The sequence below is a fragment of the Modicisalibacter xianhensis genome, from assembly GCF_900113605.1.
GTDB classification, from domain to species: Bacteria; Pseudomonadota; Gammaproteobacteria; order Pseudomonadales; family Halomonadaceae; genus Modicisalibacter; species Modicisalibacter xianhensis.
This window is the reverse complement of sequence record NZ_FOPY01000004.1, coordinates 20,328-38,328: the sequence shown is the minus strand read 5'-3', so window position 1 is coordinate 38,328 and position 18,001 is coordinate 20,328. Positions and strand designations below refer to the sequence as shown.

General features: G+C 57.8%; 20 protein-coding genes. 4 read left to right on the top strand and 16 right to left on the bottom strand.

All coding sequences use genetic code 11. From position 1 onward, the window contains the following. Nucleotides 1-38: 38 nt before the first annotated feature. Nucleotides 39-740 carry a helix-turn-helix domain-containing protein gene (locus BM194_RS05170; protein WP_092844425.1) on the top strand — a complete coding sequence of 234 codons (702 nt, stop codon included), beginning with the start codon at nt 39-41 and terminating at the stop codon, nt 738-740. A 226-nt stretch (nt 741-966) separates the two neighbouring features. Further along, a complete protein-coding gene (locus tag BM194_RS05165; RefSeq protein WP_092844423.1) occupies nt 967-1,515 on the top strand; it encodes a phasin family protein in 549 nt (182 codons plus the stop codon). 65 nt (nt 1,516-1,580) lie between these two features. Here BM194_RS05165 and BM194_RS05160 read toward each other — a convergent pair whose 3' ends face one another. Beyond that, on the bottom strand, nt 1,581-2,105 hold the full coding sequence (locus BM194_RS05160; RefSeq protein ID WP_092844421.1) for a hypothetical protein: 525 nt from the start codon (nt 2,103-2,105) through the stop codon (nt 1,581-1,583). A 297-nt stretch (nt 2,106-2,402) separates the two neighbouring features. Here BM194_RS05160 and BM194_RS05155 point away from each other — a divergent pair, with 297 nt between their 5' ends. Both BM194_RS05155 and glgX read left to right on the top strand, forming a co-directional pair. Next, nucleotides 2,403-2,927: an outer membrane beta-barrel protein gene (locus tag BM194_RS05155; RefSeq protein WP_244890884.1), complete on the top strand. Its 525-nt coding sequence runs from the start codon at nt 2,403-2,405 to the stop codon at nt 2,925-2,927. A 66-nt stretch (nt 2,928-2,993) separates the two neighbouring features. Next, nucleotides 2,994-5,051, top strand: a complete 2,058-nt coding sequence (gene glgX, locus BM194_RS05150) for a glycogen debranching protein GlgX (protein WP_092844419.1) — start codon at nt 2,994-2,996, stop codon at nt 5,049-5,051. 172 nt (nt 5,052-5,223) lie between these two features. On the opposite strand, the gene BM194_RS05145 is transcribed toward glgX, so the two are convergent. From BM194_RS05145 to BM194_RS05075, 15 genes are all read right to left on the bottom strand, one after another. After that, on the bottom strand, nt 5,224-6,069 hold the full coding sequence (locus BM194_RS05145; RefSeq protein WP_092844417.1) for a F0F1 ATP synthase subunit gamma: 846 nt from the start codon (nt 6,067-6,069) through the stop codon (nt 5,224-5,226). Further along, the gene (locus BM194_RS05140) at nt 6,066-7,604 is read right to left on the bottom strand and encodes a F0F1 ATP synthase subunit alpha (RefSeq protein ID WP_092844415.1); all 1,539 of its coding nucleotides are present in this window, start codon (nt 7,602-7,604) and stop codon (nt 6,066-6,068) included. The genes BM194_RS05145 and BM194_RS05140 overlap by 4 nt, the downstream gene beginning before the upstream one ends. Then, nucleotides 7,585-8,334 carry an ATP synthase F0 subunit B gene (locus tag BM194_RS05135; protein ID WP_092844413.1) on the bottom strand — a complete coding sequence of 250 codons (750 nt, stop codon included), beginning with the start codon at nt 8,332-8,334 and terminating at the stop codon, nt 7,585-7,587. The genes BM194_RS05140 and BM194_RS05135 overlap by 20 nt, the downstream gene beginning before the upstream one ends. Nucleotides 8,335-8,338: 4 nt before the next feature. Then, complete coding sequence (locus tag BM194_RS05130; RefSeq protein ID WP_092844411.1) at nt 8,339-8,587, bottom strand: F0F1 ATP synthase subunit C; 249 nt, start codon at nt 8,585-8,587, stop codon at nt 8,339-8,341. Nucleotide 8,588: 1 nt separating this feature from the next. Further along, entirely contained in the window at nt 8,589-9,284 is a 696-nt protein-coding gene (locus BM194_RS05125; protein WP_092844409.1) for a F0F1 ATP synthase subunit A, read from the bottom strand. Further along, entirely contained in the window at nt 9,281-9,550 is a 270-nt protein-coding gene (locus tag BM194_RS05120; RefSeq protein ID WP_092844407.1) for an N-ATPase subunit AtpR, read from the bottom strand. The genes BM194_RS05125 and BM194_RS05120 overlap by 4 nt, the downstream gene beginning before the upstream one ends. Nucleotides 9,551-9,587: 37 nt before the next feature. Continuing rightward, entirely contained in the window at nt 9,588-9,869 is a 282-nt protein-coding gene (locus tag BM194_RS05115) for an AtpZ/AtpI family protein (protein WP_218155366.1), read from the bottom strand. Continuing rightward, nucleotides 9,859-10,305: a F0F1 ATP synthase subunit epsilon gene (locus BM194_RS05110; RefSeq protein WP_092844403.1), complete on the bottom strand. Its 447-nt coding sequence runs from the start codon at nt 10,303-10,305 to the stop codon at nt 9,859-9,861. Before BM194_RS05110 ends, BM194_RS05115 begins: the two co-directional genes overlap by 11 nt. After that, nucleotides 10,302-11,729 (bottom strand): F0F1 ATP synthase subunit beta, encoded by a 1,428-nt coding sequence (gene atpD, locus BM194_RS05105; RefSeq protein ID WP_092844401.1) that lies wholly within the window; start codon nt 11,727-11,729, stop codon nt 10,302-10,304. Before atpD ends, BM194_RS05110 begins: the two co-directional genes overlap by 4 nt. Next, nucleotides 11,722-13,623, bottom strand: a complete 1,902-nt coding sequence (ftsH, locus tag BM194_RS05100) for an ATP-dependent zinc metalloprotease FtsH (protein WP_092844399.1) — start codon at nt 13,621-13,623, stop codon at nt 11,722-11,724. The genes atpD and ftsH overlap by 8 nt, the downstream gene beginning before the upstream one ends. A gap of 53 nt (nt 13,624-13,676) precedes the next feature. Then, nucleotides 13,677-14,003, bottom strand: coding sequence for a TraR/DksA family transcriptional regulator (locus BM194_RS05095; protein ID WP_092844397.1), 327 nt, complete (start codon nt 14,001-14,003; stop codon nt 13,677-13,679). An 82-nt stretch (nt 14,004-14,085) separates the two neighbouring features. Next, nucleotides 14,086-15,813 (bottom strand): PHA/PHB synthase family protein, encoded by a 1,728-nt coding sequence (locus BM194_RS05090; RefSeq protein ID WP_092844395.1) that lies wholly within the window; start codon nt 15,811-15,813, stop codon nt 14,086-14,088. A 21-nt stretch (nt 15,814-15,834) separates the two neighbouring features. Further along, nucleotides 15,835-16,293 carry a hypothetical protein gene (locus BM194_RS05085; RefSeq protein WP_092844393.1) on the bottom strand — a complete coding sequence of 153 codons (459 nt, stop codon included), beginning with the start codon at nt 16,291-16,293 and terminating at the stop codon, nt 15,835-15,837. A 50-nt stretch (nt 16,294-16,343) separates the two neighbouring features. Then, complete coding sequence (locus BM194_RS05080; RefSeq protein ID WP_244890883.1) at nt 16,344-16,790, bottom strand: hypothetical protein; 447 nt, start codon at nt 16,788-16,790, stop codon at nt 16,344-16,346. A gap of 112 nt (nt 16,791-16,902) precedes the next feature. Further along, nucleotides 16,903-17,931 (bottom strand): zinc-dependent alcohol dehydrogenase family protein, encoded by a 1,029-nt coding sequence (locus BM194_RS05075; protein ID WP_092844391.1) that lies wholly within the window; start codon nt 17,929-17,931, stop codon nt 16,903-16,905. Nucleotides 17,932-18,001: the final 70 nt, after the last annotated feature.

The window sequence follows — 18,001 nt, the reverse complement described above, 5'->3', positions numbered from 1 at the left end:
GCGCAATGCTTGAGCGGATATAGAAGGAGCTGCCGAGCATGAAGATGGCGCAGCCAAGAACAGCCAGCCTGTTCAATCAGCTCTCGACGGGGAAAACTGCTGGTTTTACTGAAACTGATGCCCTCCGAGACGCCTGCCGTTCGCTGCCTGCACTCAGAAGAAAGCAAGTGCTTGTCAAGCAAGATGAAAACTTCCATGGCTTGTATATTGTCCGCTGTGGCATGTTAAAGCAAAGTCATCGAGACAAGAGCGGCGATGAACAAATCACACACTTTTTCCTACCTGATGATGTCATTGGTCTCGATGCCATTGAAGACAAGCGATACTTAGGAAAAGTCACGGCATTGGAGACTGTCGGCCTGATCCAGATCCCGTTTGCACGGCTCGAGGAGTTTCCTGGCGCGCAGGAGAATCATTTGCAATTGCTATGTTATCTAAGCCGAGCTATGCAGCGGGAACGTACACGTATGCGGCACATGATGAGCCAGGCCTCGGATGTTCGATTAGCGCGATTCTTTCTGACCATGTCCAATAGTTTCAAGGCCCAGGGATTTTCTCCCTATCAGTTCAGGCTACCGATGACCCGGTGTGATATTGCCAATTATCTATGCATGGCATTTGAAACCACCAGCCGTCTGATTAGCCGATTTCAACAATCTGGGGTTCTAACAGCACATGGTCATGACTACTGTATCAAGGATTACGACGCTTTAATCAATATTGCTGAGCCTGAAAAATAAAAAAGCTATCTAATTTTTCTGTCTATAAGCATATCTTGTTATTTAAGAAAAGTAATTGCAGTTGGTTTTCATGACTTGCGTCAAGGAGACTACTCCCTTTTTTGCCACACAATAGGTGCGTGGCACGACTGAGGGGTGTGGTTTAAATAACGCTAAGTTACCTTTGTCTATTTGTCTATAATATAACTCTTGCAACAGTATTGTAATTTTTCTACAGGAGGTTGACATGCAACGCGAACAAAATATCGGCAGCTATTTCGATCAGGCCCTCAATGCCTTCGAACCGTGGGCCAGGGTCAACAATGTCATGATCGACAATATGCAAAAGACCATTAATTTTCAGTTGGAGGCCATGCAACGTTACAGTCATTTGGGTACCGAGCAGCTGAAGTTGGCCAATGGCTCGCGGGACATTGGCGATGCCCAGCATTACGGCGATCTATTCAGTACATGGGTCGACCAGATGATGAGTGACTTTCGAACCATGGCCGATCTGAGCACGGAGTTTCGGGATGAATTGAACCAGGCGTTCTCCGAAGCGGGGAGCCAGGTTGCCCATCAGGTCGAGGATTTGTCCAATCATATCAACGAAGCCAGCAAGCAGGTAGTCGATAAGGCGATAGATAAGGCGTCGGAAGCTGCCGAGAACGAGGCGGAGGCTACCAAGGAAGCCACTGCATCTGCTGCTTCCAAATCGGCTGAGTCCGGCAGGTCCGCAACGTCTCGAAGCAGTGCCGAGAGTTCGTCTTCCAGGCAAGGCAAAAGCCGGGCATGAGACACTGGCGGGATAACGAGTCACAACAAGGGGGCGACTAGCCCCCTTGTCCTTGCTGTGTATCATTACCTTCCATCGCAGGCATGTGGCCAAGCCGCGAGACAAGGAGAAGCCTCGGGCCATTGAGTCTGGTAGACATGCAGAACTCTGCACTCGGCACCCTTTTGGGCAAGAATGTCACTGAGCAAGGCGCCTAGATCCCCTTGGCTGAGGCGGTTAGCCCATGCCTGATACTGATGTAAAGAGCGGTGAGCCAGGAAATGCGCCTCGTCCAGCAGTTGAAACGCCATTGCTTCGGTGAAAACGAAGAAATGCTTGCCTTTCAACGTGACAGTGGACATCAGGGGCAATGACAAGAAGCTATCGCAATAAACGGCATCTGTATGAGTGATGTCCGCGTCCACGAGCCTATCCAGGCGACCTTGGCACTCGATGGCCAAACTATTCATTTGTCTGGACAAGCTGGGTCGAAACGTGACATAGCGCAACGCCAGTAAATGATAGCGCTTCATTTCGCTAAATTCGTGTTCGATCGCCTGGTTGAGCGTATCGGAAACAGGATCCCTCATGGCCGAAACTTTGCTTTGCATGATAAGAACCTAAAGTATCCTTTTGCACATACTTCATGAAGTAAAGGTTAGCGGTTGATTGGTGTGGTTTATAATTAAATTGCCCTTTTCTTGATGCTCATCATGAACTATCTGCGGTTGTCACTGCATGCATTTAATTGGATTTATTTAAATTAGCCATAGCTTTTTAATAGTTTGATGCTAAGCAAGGATTGTGTGTTTCTGTGTGTTGGGTAGTTTGTCTTGGTTATATATTAACTAGTAGGTAAAGCAAGAGTGCATAGGGTATACGGGAACTGCCATGAGGTGATAAGGACCATGAAAAAAATCATGATGTTCGGTGGTGCCTTGCTGTGCTTTGGGTTATTTGCGACAACTGCGCATGCCTACCATGGGAGCCACAAAGAAAAGTATGCTGCTGCCGATGCCTTTTTCTGGGAGTACGACCCCGAAGGGGCTCCTGCCGTCTACGATCTTGGGTTACGGCTGCGTGCCGGGGGGTTGTTCAACGACTTTATTGGCGTGGAAGGCCACCTTGCGGTGGGCGGCGCTGATGATGAAGGGCGTACGAAAGGGGACCTGGACTATCTGGCAGGTGCCTATGGAAAGCTGATACTACCCATCGATCGTGCCCTGCATCTTTATGGCTTGCTTGGGGTTAGTATGCTCGACGGTGATTTTTCCCCCGGCGATGACAATGTTGTCGACCTATCGGGTGGGTTCGGGGCAGAGTTGGGTGTTGCCCCAAACCTGGCAATCAATGCCGACTACATGCGTTACACGGATACGTCAGACGCTATATTCGATGCAATCAGTATAGGCGTCGTCTATCATTTTCGTTGATCGACTTACGAAGGCTGCCGAGCCTGTTGCGGATTTGACCGAAGTGCAAGAAGTGTGCCGCTGCCTATGGGGGCCCACTTCCATGGGGGTGGAGTCAATTTTGCGCTTTTCAGTCGTCATGCCAGTCGCGTTCATCTGGAACTTTTCGAACTTCCCGAAGATGCCGAGCCTGCCAGAGTGGTCAGTCTCGATCCGGGCCGCAACCGTACTGGCGATGTGTGGCATGTCTGGGTGAACGACATTCGGCCGGGCCAATTGTATGCCTATCGGCTTGATGGCCCTTACCAGCCTGAGAAGGGGCACCGGTTCAACTTCCATAAACTGCTCTTGGATCCCTACGCGCGGGCAATGACGCTACATTCCGACTGGGATTACGGGCCGGCGCGGGGATACGATCCTTCGGAAGGGGATCTGTCGCCCTCCAAACTCGACAACGCAGGCTCCATGCCGAAATGTATCGTCACGGACAGTAGCTTTGACTGGCAGCATGACCTACCGCTCCGCCACTCTTGGTCGAAGACAGTCATCTACGAAGTCCATGTGCGTGGCTTCACTCGGCATCCGAGCGCTAAGACGGCACATCCCGGCACCTATCGCGGCCTGATGGAAAAGATCCCCTACCTGAAGGAATTGGGCGTGACGGCACTGGAATTGTTGCCGGTGCACGAGTTCAACGAGCGCCAACTCCCCGAGATCCATCCAGTGACAGGACAGCCGTTTACCGCCCACAATTATTGGGGATACAACTCGGTGGGTTACTTTGCCCCAAAAGCTTCCTACAGTAGTGCCGGGAGCCAGCGGCAACAGGTGTTGGAATTTAAAGCCTTGGTGAGAGCACTGCATCAGGCGGGTATCGAAGTGATACTGGACGTGGTACTTAACCATACGGCGGAAGGCAATGAGTTGGGTCCCACCCTGAACTTTCGCGGAATCGACAACGCCATTTACTACATGCTGGCCGATGACAAGCGTCACTACAAAAATTATGCGGGAACCGGCAATACGTTCAACGCCAATCACCCGGTCGTGCGTAACTATATACTCGATGTCTTGCGTTATTGGGTCGTGGAAATGCATGTGGATGGGTTCCGGTTTGACCTGGCATCGATCCTTGGCCGAGGCTGCGATGGCAAGCTGTTGGCCCACGCGCCACTTCCCGCACAGATCGCCGAAGACCCCGTGCTACGAGACGTCAAACTCATCGCCGAAGCGTGGGATATCGCCGGGGCCTATGAGCTGGGTAACTTTTCCGAGCAGCGTTGGTCAGAATGGAACAGCCGGTACCGGGATGATATCAGGCGTTTCTGGCGAGGCGACGAGGGCATGCTTGGAGCGTTTGCGAGCCGTATTTGTGGAAGCGCCGATATTTATGCGGCATCGGGAAAGGAGCCCGATAACAGCATCAACTACGTGACTTGCCACGATGGCTTCACGCTCAATGATTTGGTGAGTTACAGCAGGAAGCACAATGAAGCCAACGGTGAACACAATTATGACGGCACCGATGATAACTATAGTGCGAACTACGGTACGGAGGGGGAAACCACCGATGCCATTATCGAGATGATGCGGGAGCGACAGATAAAGAACTTCCTGCTGACTCTGTTCATTTCACGCGGCGTGCCGATGCTGCTTGGCGGCGACGAGTTTCGCCGCACGCAGCAGGGAAATAACAATGCCTACTGCCAGGATAACGAGACGAGTTGGTATGACTGGCATCGTCTGGAAACACATGCGGAGCTTTTCCGCTTTGTACAGCGCCTGATTGCTTTCCGGCATGCCCACCCGGTCTTGAGCAGGGAAAGCTTCTACACAAGCGAGGAGATCCTCTGGCTTGGACCGCAGGGTGGCCCCCCCGAGTGGCATCACCCCCACGCAAAGCAATGCGCCTGCTTCATTCGAGAGGAGGCAGAGCATGCGCTACTCCTGATGTTCAACGCCGGTATGGATGCCGTGGATTTCCACTTGCCCCCCGTAGCATCTGGTATGCAGTGGCGTCTCGTAGTGGATACCGGTCACGAAGCCCAGCAGGTCCCGTTGATAGTGGGGGCAGACGATATGCTGGAAATTACGTCCAGTTATCAACTCAGCATGCGATCCAGCGCAATACTGATAGCAAAATAAGCATGTTCTTTGGAATTCTGTCTAAAAAGCCGGCGAGCGGTAGCCAGAAAAGGCAAAATTGACGAAAGACGGACTGGGCTCGCGCTTACATGAGTAAATGAGTACCTTGAGTCGTTTTTTAAAACTATATGGTTGAGCGCAGGAATTTTTCAAACAGAACATAGTAAGAATTTCAAAATCTTATGGCGGATAGTTCAATGATCTCCTCTGTAATCTCTTCCTGCCGTAAGCGCCGAAATTCGGCCAGCAGGGTATCGCGTCGTTGCTCGATATTGCCTTGCGCAGCCACCATGGATTGCATGCGAGCTTCATTTTCTGCGGCAAAGGACAACATCAAGGCTTCGTGCAGTTCCGCATAGATATATTCTTCCGCCAAACTGGTAATCAGTTGGGGAGGGGGCAGCGTGACATACGGTGATCGAGCCTGGCTTGCAATGGGGAAGCGCGAATAGTCGAATGGCAACAGCAGGCGGCTAACGATGGGCTGGATCTCGGTGCCACCGGGAAGTCCATGAACGAGTGTCACACGGGTGGGAATAGCATCGTCGAGTGCCGCATAGAGGGCGTTGGCAATGCTTCCGGCCAGTGCGGGCATCGCGTCGGGGTGGATGGCCATGGCCGCTGACCATGCGGGGGTCATTGCTTGTTCCGCTGTCAGCGTCAGGCCGCGCTCACCCACCACAAACAATAGATCTTCTGCGTCGGGTTCCGATTCGAGCGCCATGTTCAGAATGCGCTCGCTGAAGCTGCCGGCAAAGCCCTGCTCGGCACAAAGCACGATGCGCAGGTGTCGTTGAGTGCCTGCCGAGGAAGCAGTCGGTCGCTCCGCAACGTCGAGTAGCGTCAAGGCCTCGCCGATAGCCGTGCCAATGGTGTCGGCATAGGTGCGGATGCCCTGCAGGTATTGATGGGCTTCACGGGTGCGTGCGACAGCGATACCGCGCATGGCGGCGATAACCAGGCCGAGCTCGTGGGTTGTGCCGAGATGCGTGGTAACGTCGTTCAGGCGACCGCTCATGTCGCCTGACTCGCCATATCGTCAACCAAGGCCTGCACTTCATCGACCAACCGACGGCGTAACGAATCATCCAGTGGTTCGTTAGCCAGACGGGAGGCTTCGGGCATGTCATTCCCCAGGCGTGCGTCCAGCCAGGTCGGTAGGCGAGCCCGTAGCCGGGCGATGCGGGGCAACGGATAAGTGTCGAAGCGACTCTCGGCCAGGGCGACCAACAGGGCAATCTGGTCTATGCGGCGCAGGGCGTCGAATCGTGGTTGGGTAAGCAGGGTGCGTATGACACGTCCGCGCAGGATCTGCTGTTTGACGTGATCGTCACTCAGCCCCCCGAAACGCGTGAACATTTCGAGTTCCTGAAATTGTGAATACTCCAGGCGCAGTCGTCCTGATACATCGCGCAAGGCACGGGGCTGGGCCTTGCCACCGACACGGCTTACCGACAGGCCCACATCCACGGAAGGCCGTTGATTGGCCGCAGCCAGGTGGGCATCGAGCACGATCTGGCCGTCAGTAATCGAGATCAGGTTGGTCGGAATGTAGGCAGAAAGATTGCCGGCATCAGTTTGCGCAATCGGTAGCGCTGTCAGCGAGCCGCTTCCGCGCTCGGTACTGAGCTTGGCGGCGCGCTCGAGAAGCCGGGCATGCAGATAGAAGATATCACCAGGATAGGCTTCGCGGCCCGGTGGCTCGTGGGTCAGCAGGGCGAGTTCGCGGTGCGTGGCGGCATGTTGGCTAAGGTCATCAATGACCACCAAGGCATGCTGGCCACGATCCCGGAAGTACTCGGCGACGCTGAATCCCGCGAAGGGAGCAGTCCACTGGAGCCCGGCGGTTGCCGATGCAGCAGCAACAACAAAGATACAGTGGCTCGGATCGCCATGCCGTTGCACCGACTCGATGACCTGCTGTACTGCCCGGGCACGTTGTCCGACGGCCACATAGACGCAGATCACATCGCTGTGCTTCTGGTTGATGATGGTATCGACAGCCAGTGAGGTCTTGCCCGTGGCGCGGTCGCCAATGATCAGTTCGCGTTGACCGCGACCGATCGGAAACAGGCTGTCGATGACAAGTATGCCGGTATCGAGCGGCTCGTTGACCAAGGCGCGTTCGATGATGGCGGGGGCTAGGCGCTCGATCGGCAGCATGCCATCGGGTTCGATCGGTTCATCGCGGTCCAGGGGACGGCCCAGCGGATCCACGACACGCCCGAGCAGGGCCTCGCCGACCGGGACTTGCAGTACTTCTCCAGTCGCATGTACCTCGCTGCCGGCTGCGATGTCGCCGGTATCGTCCAGTAACACAACACTGATATACGCAGCGTCGAGCGACAAGGCAAAGCCCACACTGCCATCGGCAAAGCGCAGCAATTCGTTGAGCTTCACATGTGGCAGGCCCGAAACTCGAGCGATCCCGTCGGCGATCTGGTTGACACGTCCGATCTCCCCGACCTCGACCCGGAAAGGGGTGCGTTCAAGCGCGGCCTGGCTTCGCGCCAGCCAGGCATCGGCAGTAGCATCAGGGCCGTTGGAGGTCATTCAGGGTCATCTCCGTCTCCAGGCGAGCCAGGTCGGCACGCAGGCTATTGCGTACTGCGGCATGCTCGGTTTCCAGTTCCAGACCAGCAATCAATCCACTGTCGACACTGACCTCAAGCTTCAGCGGGTGTCCTAGAGCCCGCTGCAGGGCGGCACTGCAGGCGCCATGTTCGGCGTCGGTCAGTGATCTGGGCACCTTGAGAAGGAGGGAAACTCCCGGATGGGAGAGGGTTTGGCGTGTCTCGGCCGGTAACGTCTCGAGCCCTTCGACGAGACCATCGATGAATCCCTCGACCCGAGCGCTGGCCGGCAGACGCTGCATGAGCTTGTCGGCAATGGCGAGGGCCAGTTGGCCGGCACGCGCCTCGATAGCTGTCTGGAGCATTTGCTGTTCGGCATCAAGGGCTTCCTGCGCTTGCTGATGGCGGCGCTCGATCTCGGCACCGGCTTCCTGAAGCCGCTGACGTCGGGCCAGATCGGCGTCGTGTTCGGCCTTGTGCAAGGCAGCAGCACGTTGACGGTCGGCTTCGGCACGGGCCTGTTCGGCGGCATCGCGAATCTGCCGGGCCTCGTCCTTCGCTGTTGCAGCGTCATCAAGCAGACGGCTGGCCGCCTGCTGACGCTCGGCAATGATGGCTGCTATTGGCTTCAGCAGAAAGCGTGACAGCAACCAGATCAGGACCAGGACATTGAGGGTCTGCAGCCCCAGGGTCCACCAATCGAGTGCCATCGGGTTACCCGACGAAAGGGTTGGCGAATAGCACCAGCACGGCAATGACCAGACAGTAGATGGCCATTGTCTCGATCATCGCCAACCCCACGAAAAGCGTTCGTGACAGCGTGCCGGCCGATTCGGGCTGACGGGCGATGGCATCCATGGCGGCGGCAACGGCCCGCCCCTCGGCGAGCGCCGGGCCAATGGCGCCGAAGGAAACGGCAATCGCCGCCGCGAGGATGCTGACGATCTGGATCAGGTTATCCAACTCAAGGCTCCTTGTTTTCCAATGTTTTGGGTGTTGGGTGGGCCTCTACGGCGGCACCCAGAAACACCATGGCGAGGACGCTGAAGATGTAGGCCTGGATGGCACCGGTCAGCAAGTCCAGCGCCATGAATGGGATCGGCACCAGCAGTCCGGCCAGTGACAAGGTGATGCCCAGCACGAATACACCGCTCATGACATTGCCGAACAACCTCACGATCAACGAGAACGTGCGCGTGAGCTGTTCGACGAGATTCAAGGGAATCATTACCCAGCTCGGCTCGGCGAAGGTGCGCAGGTAGCCCCTGACGCCACGAGTTGCCACGCCGTAACCGATACTGGCCAGCAGCACGATCATGGCCAGCACGATATCGGTTTCCAGACGTGCCGTTGGTGGTTCTATGCCGGGAACCAGCGACGACCAGTTGGCGGCAAGAATATAGAGAAACAGGGTGCCGATCAGGGCCCGATAGGGTTCGGGCTGCACCTGCATGGTGTCGCGAATCTGATTGTCGAGTGTCTCGACGAACAATTCGAGTACGCACTGGGCTTTACCGGGACGCAGCGAGAGATGTCGGGTCAGCGCCCAACTGGCCGTGGTGATCACCGCAACCAGCAGCCATGTCACCACGACTGCGCCACTGATGGGGACCGGGCCGGCATGAAACAGGGTAGGCGTAAGCAGTGGAGATTCGTTCATGATGCGACCGCCTTGCGGGTGCGTAGCGCCAAGTGGCGTGATGCCAGCAAGCCGGCCAGGCCGGCCAGGACGGCAAACAGGCCCCAATGGGCCAAGCCGGCCAGCAGGGCGACTGTCAATGCCAGACGCAGTCCCTGTAGCCCCAGGGCTTGCCATGTCCTGCCGCCCAGAAACAACTCCAGGTTCCAGGCCAGCGACAGGAAGTGAACGAACCCGCCTGCCAGACCCAGGACCAAACCCGCTGCACCTTGTCCGATCAGGTTCATGCCACAAGCCTCCTCGTACCGATGTCCTTGATGCATCTCATTGACGGTGCATCCAGCGCCAGGCCGACCACAGGCCGATTACGGCACCGACACATAACAGGGCCGCAGCAAACAGCACGCCCGTTTCCAGCAGGCGATCCAGCCAGCGTCCCAACAACAGGCCCAGTAGCAGCGGAATGACGATGGCCCATCCCAGCACGCCGATCTGGCCCAGGCGCCTGGCCAACGAAGGTTCGGGATCGTCTCTGCCTTTACGGGCACGCTCCGCGGCACGGCGAGCCGCATCGTGAACATGATTGCGCTCAGGCTCACGGGGCATTGTTGCCATCCTCGTGCAGTGTCGTTTCACTGCCAGGGCGCAGATAGCGCACCAGTTGCCGTACCGCCTGGGTATGCAAACGAAGGTGCTCGACACGCGCCTGGCGAATGTTGTCCTGCTGATAGTCACGAGTCTGATGAACCCGGGCCTCGAGTGCATCGAGATCATCACCGGTCACTCCCTCGCGGCAGGCAATGCGCAATTCATGGCCAACCAGACTCAGTACGCCACTGTTTACCGCACAGTAGCCTTGATGCCCCGCCTGGCAGCGCCAGCGCACTACCGAGGGCGAGAGCACCGTCAGAAAATCCACATGACCAGGCAGCAGTCCGAAGCTGCCGCTAGCATCGTCGGCGCGCAGGGCCACGATATCGTCGCGGTCGATGAGGATCTGCTGCGGTGTGGTAATCATTAGATGAAAAGGCATCCGGCTCATGTCGACGATGCTCCGTGCTTGTCCCTTCGGGTCGCCTGTTCCTTGCTGCGCGCCTCGTCGAGCGTCCCGATCATATACAGCGAACGTTCCTGCCAATCGTCGCACTCCCCGGCCAGGATAGCCTGACAGCCGGCCAAGGTATCCTCGAGCGCTACCGAGCGTCCCGGCATGCCGGTGAAGGCTTCCGTGACCGCGAACGGTTGGGTCAGGAAGCGCTGCAATCGCCGGGCCCGTGCGACGATACGCCGATCTTCGCTACCCAGTTCCTCGACCCCGAGCAGCGAGATGACATCCTGCAGACTGCGGTAATGCTCAATGGTGCGGCGCACTTCGGTGGCCACGCCGAAGTGGGACTCGCCGACCACCAGCGGGTCAAGCAGTATCGACGACGAGGCAATGGGATCGATGGCCGGATACATGCCTTGTGCTGCCATGGCCCGGGACAGCACGACCAGACTGTCGACGTGACTGGCCAGGGCGGTGACCGCCGGGTCGGTGAAGTCGTCGGCGGGGACATAGACTGCTTCGATTGCGGTAACGGCGACGCCTTCGACCGACACGATGCGCTCTTGAAGCGCGGCTACCTCATCGGCCAGGGTCGGCTGGTAGCCGACCCGTGACGGCAGGCGGCCAAGCAGGCCGGAAACCTCGGCGCCGGCCTGTACGAAGCGGAACACATTATCCATTAGCAGGAGCACGTTCTTGCGACGTTCGTCGCGAAAATACTCGGCGATGGACAATGCAGTCAGCGGGACACGCCAGCGCGCACCGGGCGGTTCGTTCATCTGACCGTAGACAAGCACGGTATGCGGCAGAACACCGGATTCTTGCATGTCGAGGAGCATCTCGTGCCCCTCGCGTGAGCGTTCGCCGACACCGGCAAATACCGAAATACCCTGGTAGCGCTCGACCATGGCATGGATCAGTTCCATGACCAGTACGGTCTTGCCGACCCCGGCGCCACCGAACATGGCGGCCTTGCCGCCCTGGACCAGCGGCGTCAGCAAGTCGATGATCTTTATGCCCGTGGCGAAGCGCTCGTCCTTGACATGCTGAGTGGCCAAGTCGGGGGGCGACTGGTGAATCGGCCGATGCTCGATGTCTTCGGGCAGGGCCGGACCGGCATCGCCCGGCGCGCCGGTCACGTCGAGCAGGCGACCCAGCACGGCATCGCCCACCGGCACACTTAGCGGCCCGCCGAGCGCATGCACCGGTCCACCGCGTGAAAGTCCCGATGTACTTGCCAAGGCAATGCTGCGCACATGGTGTTCGTCGAGGTGAGCCTGCACTTCAGCCAGCAGCGGTGCGCTTTCCCCGCGAGCAATGGCCAAGGCCTCGTTGATGCGTGGCAGGCCCTGAGAAAATGCGACATCGACCACTGCGCCGCGTACTGCAGTGACCTTGCCCTGCAACCTGTCAGCCATGGTAGTTTTCGGTCCCGCGGGGTGGGCTGAGTTCGTCAGCGTTACCGGTCTGGCGACTGGATGGAGGGGTAGGGGGCGGCTCTGCCGTGCCACCAATGCCTGGGAAATCCTGTACGGTCAGGGTTTCACGCTCCAGCAGCAGCGCAGCGCCGCTTTCCAGTTCGTCGCGGCGATGGGTCAGAACCTGAATCGCTTGATCGAAGGCCTCGTCGACCAGCCGGCGTACAGCGGCATCGATGTCGCGAGCGGTGGCCTCGGAATAGGTCTTGGACTTGGCGAGGCCGAACTTGTCGCCCAGGAAGGCCTGGCGGTCTTCTTCGTAGATGACCTGGCCGCCCTCGTCGCTCATTCCGAAGCGAGTGACCATGCTACGGGCGATATCGGTGACCTTGGCCAGGTCATCTGTTGCCCCCGTGGAGATCTCATCGAAGATCAGGCGTTCGGCGGCTCGACCACCCATCAGCACCGCCATGCGGCTCTTGAGGTCGGCGACGGTCTGCAGGAAACGCTCCTCGGTGGGGCGCTGGATGGTGTACCCCAAGGCACCGACGCCACGCGGAATGATCGACACCTTGTGTACGGGATCCATTCCCGGCAGCGTTGCAGCGACCAAGGCATGGCCCATTTCGTGGTGCGCCACGACGCGTCGTTCGTGCTCGTTGAGTACACGGCTTTTCTTTTCCAGCCCGGCAACGATGCGCTCAATGGCGCGGGTAAAGTCATCCAGGGTAACGGCATCGGCATCGCGACGCGTGGCCAGCAGGGCGGCTTCATTGACCAGGTTGGCCAGGTCGGCACCGGTAAAACCCGGTGTCAAGGCAGCGATCTGCTCGACATCGACATCGGGCGCCAACTTGCTGATCTTCTTGAGGTGTACATCGAGAATAGCGATACGTCCCTTGCGCTCGGGGCGATCGACCAGTACCTGACGGTCGAAGCGACCGGCACGTAGCAGCGCAGGGTCGAGGATTTCGGGGCGGTTGGTAGCGGCCAGCAGCACGATGCCGGACGAGGTATCGAAGCCGTCGAGTTCGGTCAATAACTGGTTGAGTGTCTGTTCCTTCTCGTCATGGCCGCCACCGGGCAGGCCCAGCCCGCGAGCGCCGCCGAGTGCATCGAGCTCATCGATGAAAATGATGCACGGCGTAGCCTTGGCCGCCTGGGCGAATAGATCGCGCACCCGGGCAGCCCCGACCCCGACGAACATTTCCACGAATTCCGACCCTGAAATCGAGAAGAAGGGGACGCCAGCCTCGCCGGCCACGGCCCGGGCGAGCAATGTCTTGCCTGTGCCTGGTGGACCGACCAGCAGTATGCCCTTGGGCACATGGGCACCTAGCCGGCCATAGCGTTGAGGGTCGCGCAGGAAGGCCACGACTTCCTTGAGTTCGTCCTTGGCTTCGTCGATACCCGCCACGTCGGAGAAGGTCACCTTGGTCTCGGTCTCGACATAGACCCGGGCTTTCGACTTACCCAGGGTCATCATGCCGCCCAATCCGCCCTGGCTGGCGGCCAGTCGTCGCAGGAAGAAGCCCCAGATGGCGAACACCAGCAGGATTGGCAGCAGCCAGGACAGCAAGTTGCTCAGCCAGGTTTCGTCCGGTTCGCCATCGAACGTGACATCGTATTGGGCCAAGTCAGTGGCCAACTCGGGATCGATGCGGTGGGTAGTAAAGCCGCTGGTGCCATCGGCGAGCGGGGCTTTATAGGTTCCCCTGATGCGTTCTGAACTGATTTCCAGTGTGTCGATATCGCCTTGCTCAAGATGCTGGCGAAACTCGGAATAGGCAATCGGGGCGTAGGTACGTCCCGAGCCGATGAAATCCTGAGCGATCAAGACAAAAATGAAGCCTATGACAAAGAACAAGACATGTGCCCGGTATCGCTTGTCCATGCTGACCTCCCTGACGTTGTCGCAAGGCGAAAGCGGAGGATAGACCGTTTGCCCTAATGATCGGCGCAATCCTTGCAGCGGGTCGTGTAGGGAAGGGCAGCCAGTCGCTCGGCGGCAATCGGGTCGCCACATTCCTCGCAGCGATCACCCACCTGAGCATCGATACGCGCCAAGGCACGGTCGACCTGGGCCAACTCTTCCTTGGCTTCCTGCTCGAGCCGGTCGACCACTTCGTCGTTCTGAGTTTCCAGCGCTTGTTCTTCGAGATCCTTGTCCAGGGCACCACTGGCACGGTGCTGGTGGTCCTGGTAACGGTCAATGCGTGCCAGAAGGTCGGCACGCAGCTCTTCCAGTTTGGCCTTTCGCGCTTGTGTTGCCATGATTCACCCGACATGTCGGTTCAGGATCGATACCATTTAACGGCATATAAGACACAATGTTCTTGACGCAGGTCACGTCGACTCATGCTTGCCGTACATAGCTGCCTGGTGCGTCGTCGAGCGGCGGATAGTCAACAGAGCCGACTGTCGGTGCAGCGACATGTGGCCCCGATTTCTCTGCCAGCCAAGACTGCCAGGCAGGCCACCAGGAACCGGGGTGGGTTGGTGTGCGTTCCAGCCAGGCATCAGGATCGATATAGACATCGCCATCTCGAGCGGTGGCCATGCGGTAGTGGCGACGCGGATGATCCGGCGGGCTGACGATGCCTGCATTGTGTCCGCCATTGGTCAACAGAAAAGTGACCTCGGGAGCATCGGAGAGCAGGTGCAACTTGTAGGTTGAGCGCCAGGGAGCGACATGATCCCACTCGGTACCGACACAGAAAATCGGCATCTGTATATCGCTGAAGGTCACGGGACGATCGTCCACCCGGAAACGGCCTTCTGCAAAATCGTTGTTAAGAAAGAGCTGGCGCAGGTATTCGGAATGCATGCGGTAGGGCATGCGCGTCGCATCGGCATTCCAGGCCATCAGATCGTTCATTGGCTGACGCGTGGCCAACAGGTACTCGTTGACGACCCGCGACCAGATAAGATCGTTGGAGCGCAGGATCTGGAAAGCGCCTGCCATCTGCTTGGTATCGAGCATCCCCTGAGCCCACATGAGATCCTCGAGGAAAGCAAGCTGCTTGTCATCGACAAACAGCATCAGTTCGCCGGCCTCGCGAAAATCCGTCTGGGCCGCGAACAGGGTGATCGATGCGAGTCGGTCGTCCCTATCGCGGGCCATGGCCGAGGCGGTGATGGACAATAGCGTGCCGCCCAGGCAATAGCCGACAGTATGGATCTTCTGATCGGGTATGAGGCGACTGATGACCTCGATGCTGTCCAAGATCCCTTGGCGTCGGTAATCGTCCATGCCGAGATCGCGGTCGTCTTCCGTCGGGTTGCGCCAGGAGATCATGAACACGCTATGCCCTTGCTCGACCAGATACCTGACCAGCGAGTTGTGCGGCGACAGGTCGAGAATGTAGTACTTCATGATCCACGCCGGCACGATCAATAAAGGCATCGCGCGGACGCTCTCGGTCGTCGGCGCGTACTGGATCAGCTCGATCAGGTGGTTGCGATAGATGACCTTGCCGGACGTCACCGCGACATCGCGGCCCACGACGTAATCGTCGGCACCGGCCGGTTTCTTGCCGATGCACTGGCTTTGCACGTCTTCCCACCAGTGCTGCATGCCATGGAGCAGGTTGAGTCCGCCACTGGTCAACGTTCGCTCGATCACTACAGGGTTGGTGGGCAGGTAGTTGGACGGCGATAGCACGTCGAGCCATTGGCGGGCCCCGAATTCGATGGCCTGCTCATGGTGAGGCGAAAGCCCGCGCAGGCCGGTGGTGGCGTTGTGCCACCACTGCTGCTGCAGTAGGAATCCCTGATAAATGACATTGTAGGGAAAGCGTCGCCAGGCCGGATCGCGGAAACGGCGGTCCTGAGGCAAGGGCTCGATGCAGGGCGTAGCATCGGGATCGAAGGCCGAATGGCTGGCCCAGTGCGCCAAGCGCAGTTGTTTCTTGAGAGCTTTTTGAACCAGATGTGCCTGGGTGCCGGGTGACAGGGCCATGCTGGATAGCCAGTCCATATATGTCAGCATGACAGAGGAAGGCGAAATGCCCAGGGTCAGCTTTGCCAACGAGGCACGTACGAACTTGTCCAGGCTAGCGTGCTGGGTATCGTCAAAAAGCATGGAGGATGCCCTCGAAGCCAGTTAAAGATCCTCCAACTCTTCTGCGTCACGTACCATTCGCATGGCTTCATGCTGCTCCAGAGCGAGGAGGCTGTTCAGTAGTTCCTCGACAGACGGTACTTCAGCGTGCGTTGCCAAGTAGCGATACAGATCAATAATACGGTCATGTATCGCCAATAATGAGCGCATGACGCCGACCGTGCTCATATTGGCATAATCGATCCGCTCGAGAGCTTCTGGGTCAAAGGGGTGCTTGTCGAAATAGTCGGTGCACCAGGTATGAATGCTGGCTGCCTGGGCATCGTCCTCGCTCAATGCCACGACGCGGCTGAGTTCCCGTTCATGCAGGGATAGGTAGTCAAGCAGCATGCGCAGCCTTTCCTGCTGTGCCTCCCTGGAGGCGCGCCCAAGCATATTGGCCAGGTTGGCATGCAGTTGTCGGGTCAGTTCCAGCACGTCCTGAATGGTCTCAACTGCCATGGCCCGTTCCATCCCTTGGTTGGCGAGGCTGCGCTAAACAAATCGAGCTTTCAGATCTCGCACCAGATACGCTCCCTGAAATCATCGCTGAGTTCCGAGACCTTGCGCATGCGCTTCAATGTGGCTTCGGTCATGTCGCCAGCGATTTCATGGTAGCAGGACGCCATCGACTCCGGGGTCTGAGGCCCTCCAAGCCCCATCATGCAATGGGTGAGCTTGCTATACGATGTCGCCATCGTCGAAAAGAATTCGAATTCATGGCGTAGTGCATCGTTGAGCGTTTCCAGCCAGATGCGTTGTAGCTTGACTGCCGAATTGGTGGACTCCATCCAGGGCTGGTACCACCATGTAAAAAGGTTATCGGTATTGGTTGTTTTCAAGGCGGTCATGGGCAATTCTAACGTTGTCATCGTTTCATCCTCCCAGTGAAGAAAAGAAGTATAGGACTCTTCTGTTTCCCTGCATTGTTTACCGATCGGGTATTTGACGAGCATCATTTTTCGTTTAGTGAGATAACGTTAAACGTTATCCGCTAATCGATTAGCCCAGTTCCGTTTTGTGTTTGAAGCATCGGCCTGAACCAATCGCTGAGTTCAGGCCGATTCACCTTCAGGCCGTCAGCAGCATCTTGATGGCTTTTTCCGAAGCGGCGCGCGCGAACACATCATAGGCTTGCTCGATGTCGCCCAGGGCGAAGCGGTGCGTGATCAAACTTTCCGCCTCGATGCCTCCGGCTTGGAGAAAACGCATCAACACGGGAATGGTATTGGTGTTCACCAGTCCGGTACGTAGCGTGACATTCTTGATCCATAGATCCTCGATCCGGAACTCGACGCTACGGCCGTGCACTCCGATGTTGGCGAGCCTGCCGCCGGGACGCAGGATGCGCTGGCAGGTATCGAACGACTCGGGGATACCTACTGCCTCCATGGCCACATCGACACCTTCGCCATCGGTGAGCTTCATTATCGTATCGACCGGATCGGTACTGACAGTATCGGTCGCGCCTAACTGGCGCGCCACGGCCAGTCGGTTCTCGTCGGGGTCGACCATGATGATGCGGGCCGGTGAATAGAATCGAGACGTGAGCAAGGCTGCCAGGCCGATGGGGCCGGCGCCGACGATGGCTATAGTGTCGCCGAGCTTGACCTCGCCATTGAGCGCACCGATCTCGTGCCCGGTCGGCAGGATGTCGCTCAGCATCAACGCGGCGGCGGGGTCAAGCCCCGGAGGCAAGCGGTACAGGCTATTGTCGGCGTGAGGGATACGCACGAACTCGGCCTGAGTGCCGTCGATCCTGTGACCCAGAATCCAGCCGCCATCGCGGCAATGCGCATACATGCCCTGCTTGCAGTAGTCGCAGTGGCCACAGGAGGTGATACAGGAGATCAGCACCTGATCGCCTGGCTTCAGGCTGCTGACGCTATCGCCTGTTTCCTCGACGATGCCAATGCCTTCGTGACCCAATGTACGCCCAGCTTCGACCGCGGGGACATCGCCCTTGAGAATGTGCAGATCGGTCCCGCAAATGGTGGTGTGCGTTATCCGTACGATGGCATCCGTGGGTTTTTCGATACCGGGACGGGACTTGTCCTTCCAGTGCTTTTTCCCCACCCCTTCGTAGACAAGTGCTTTCATGATCCGGACTCTCCTGCCGCGCAGCGGCATTGGGGGATGTTTCCTTAAGTATGTAGGACCGGCCCATACA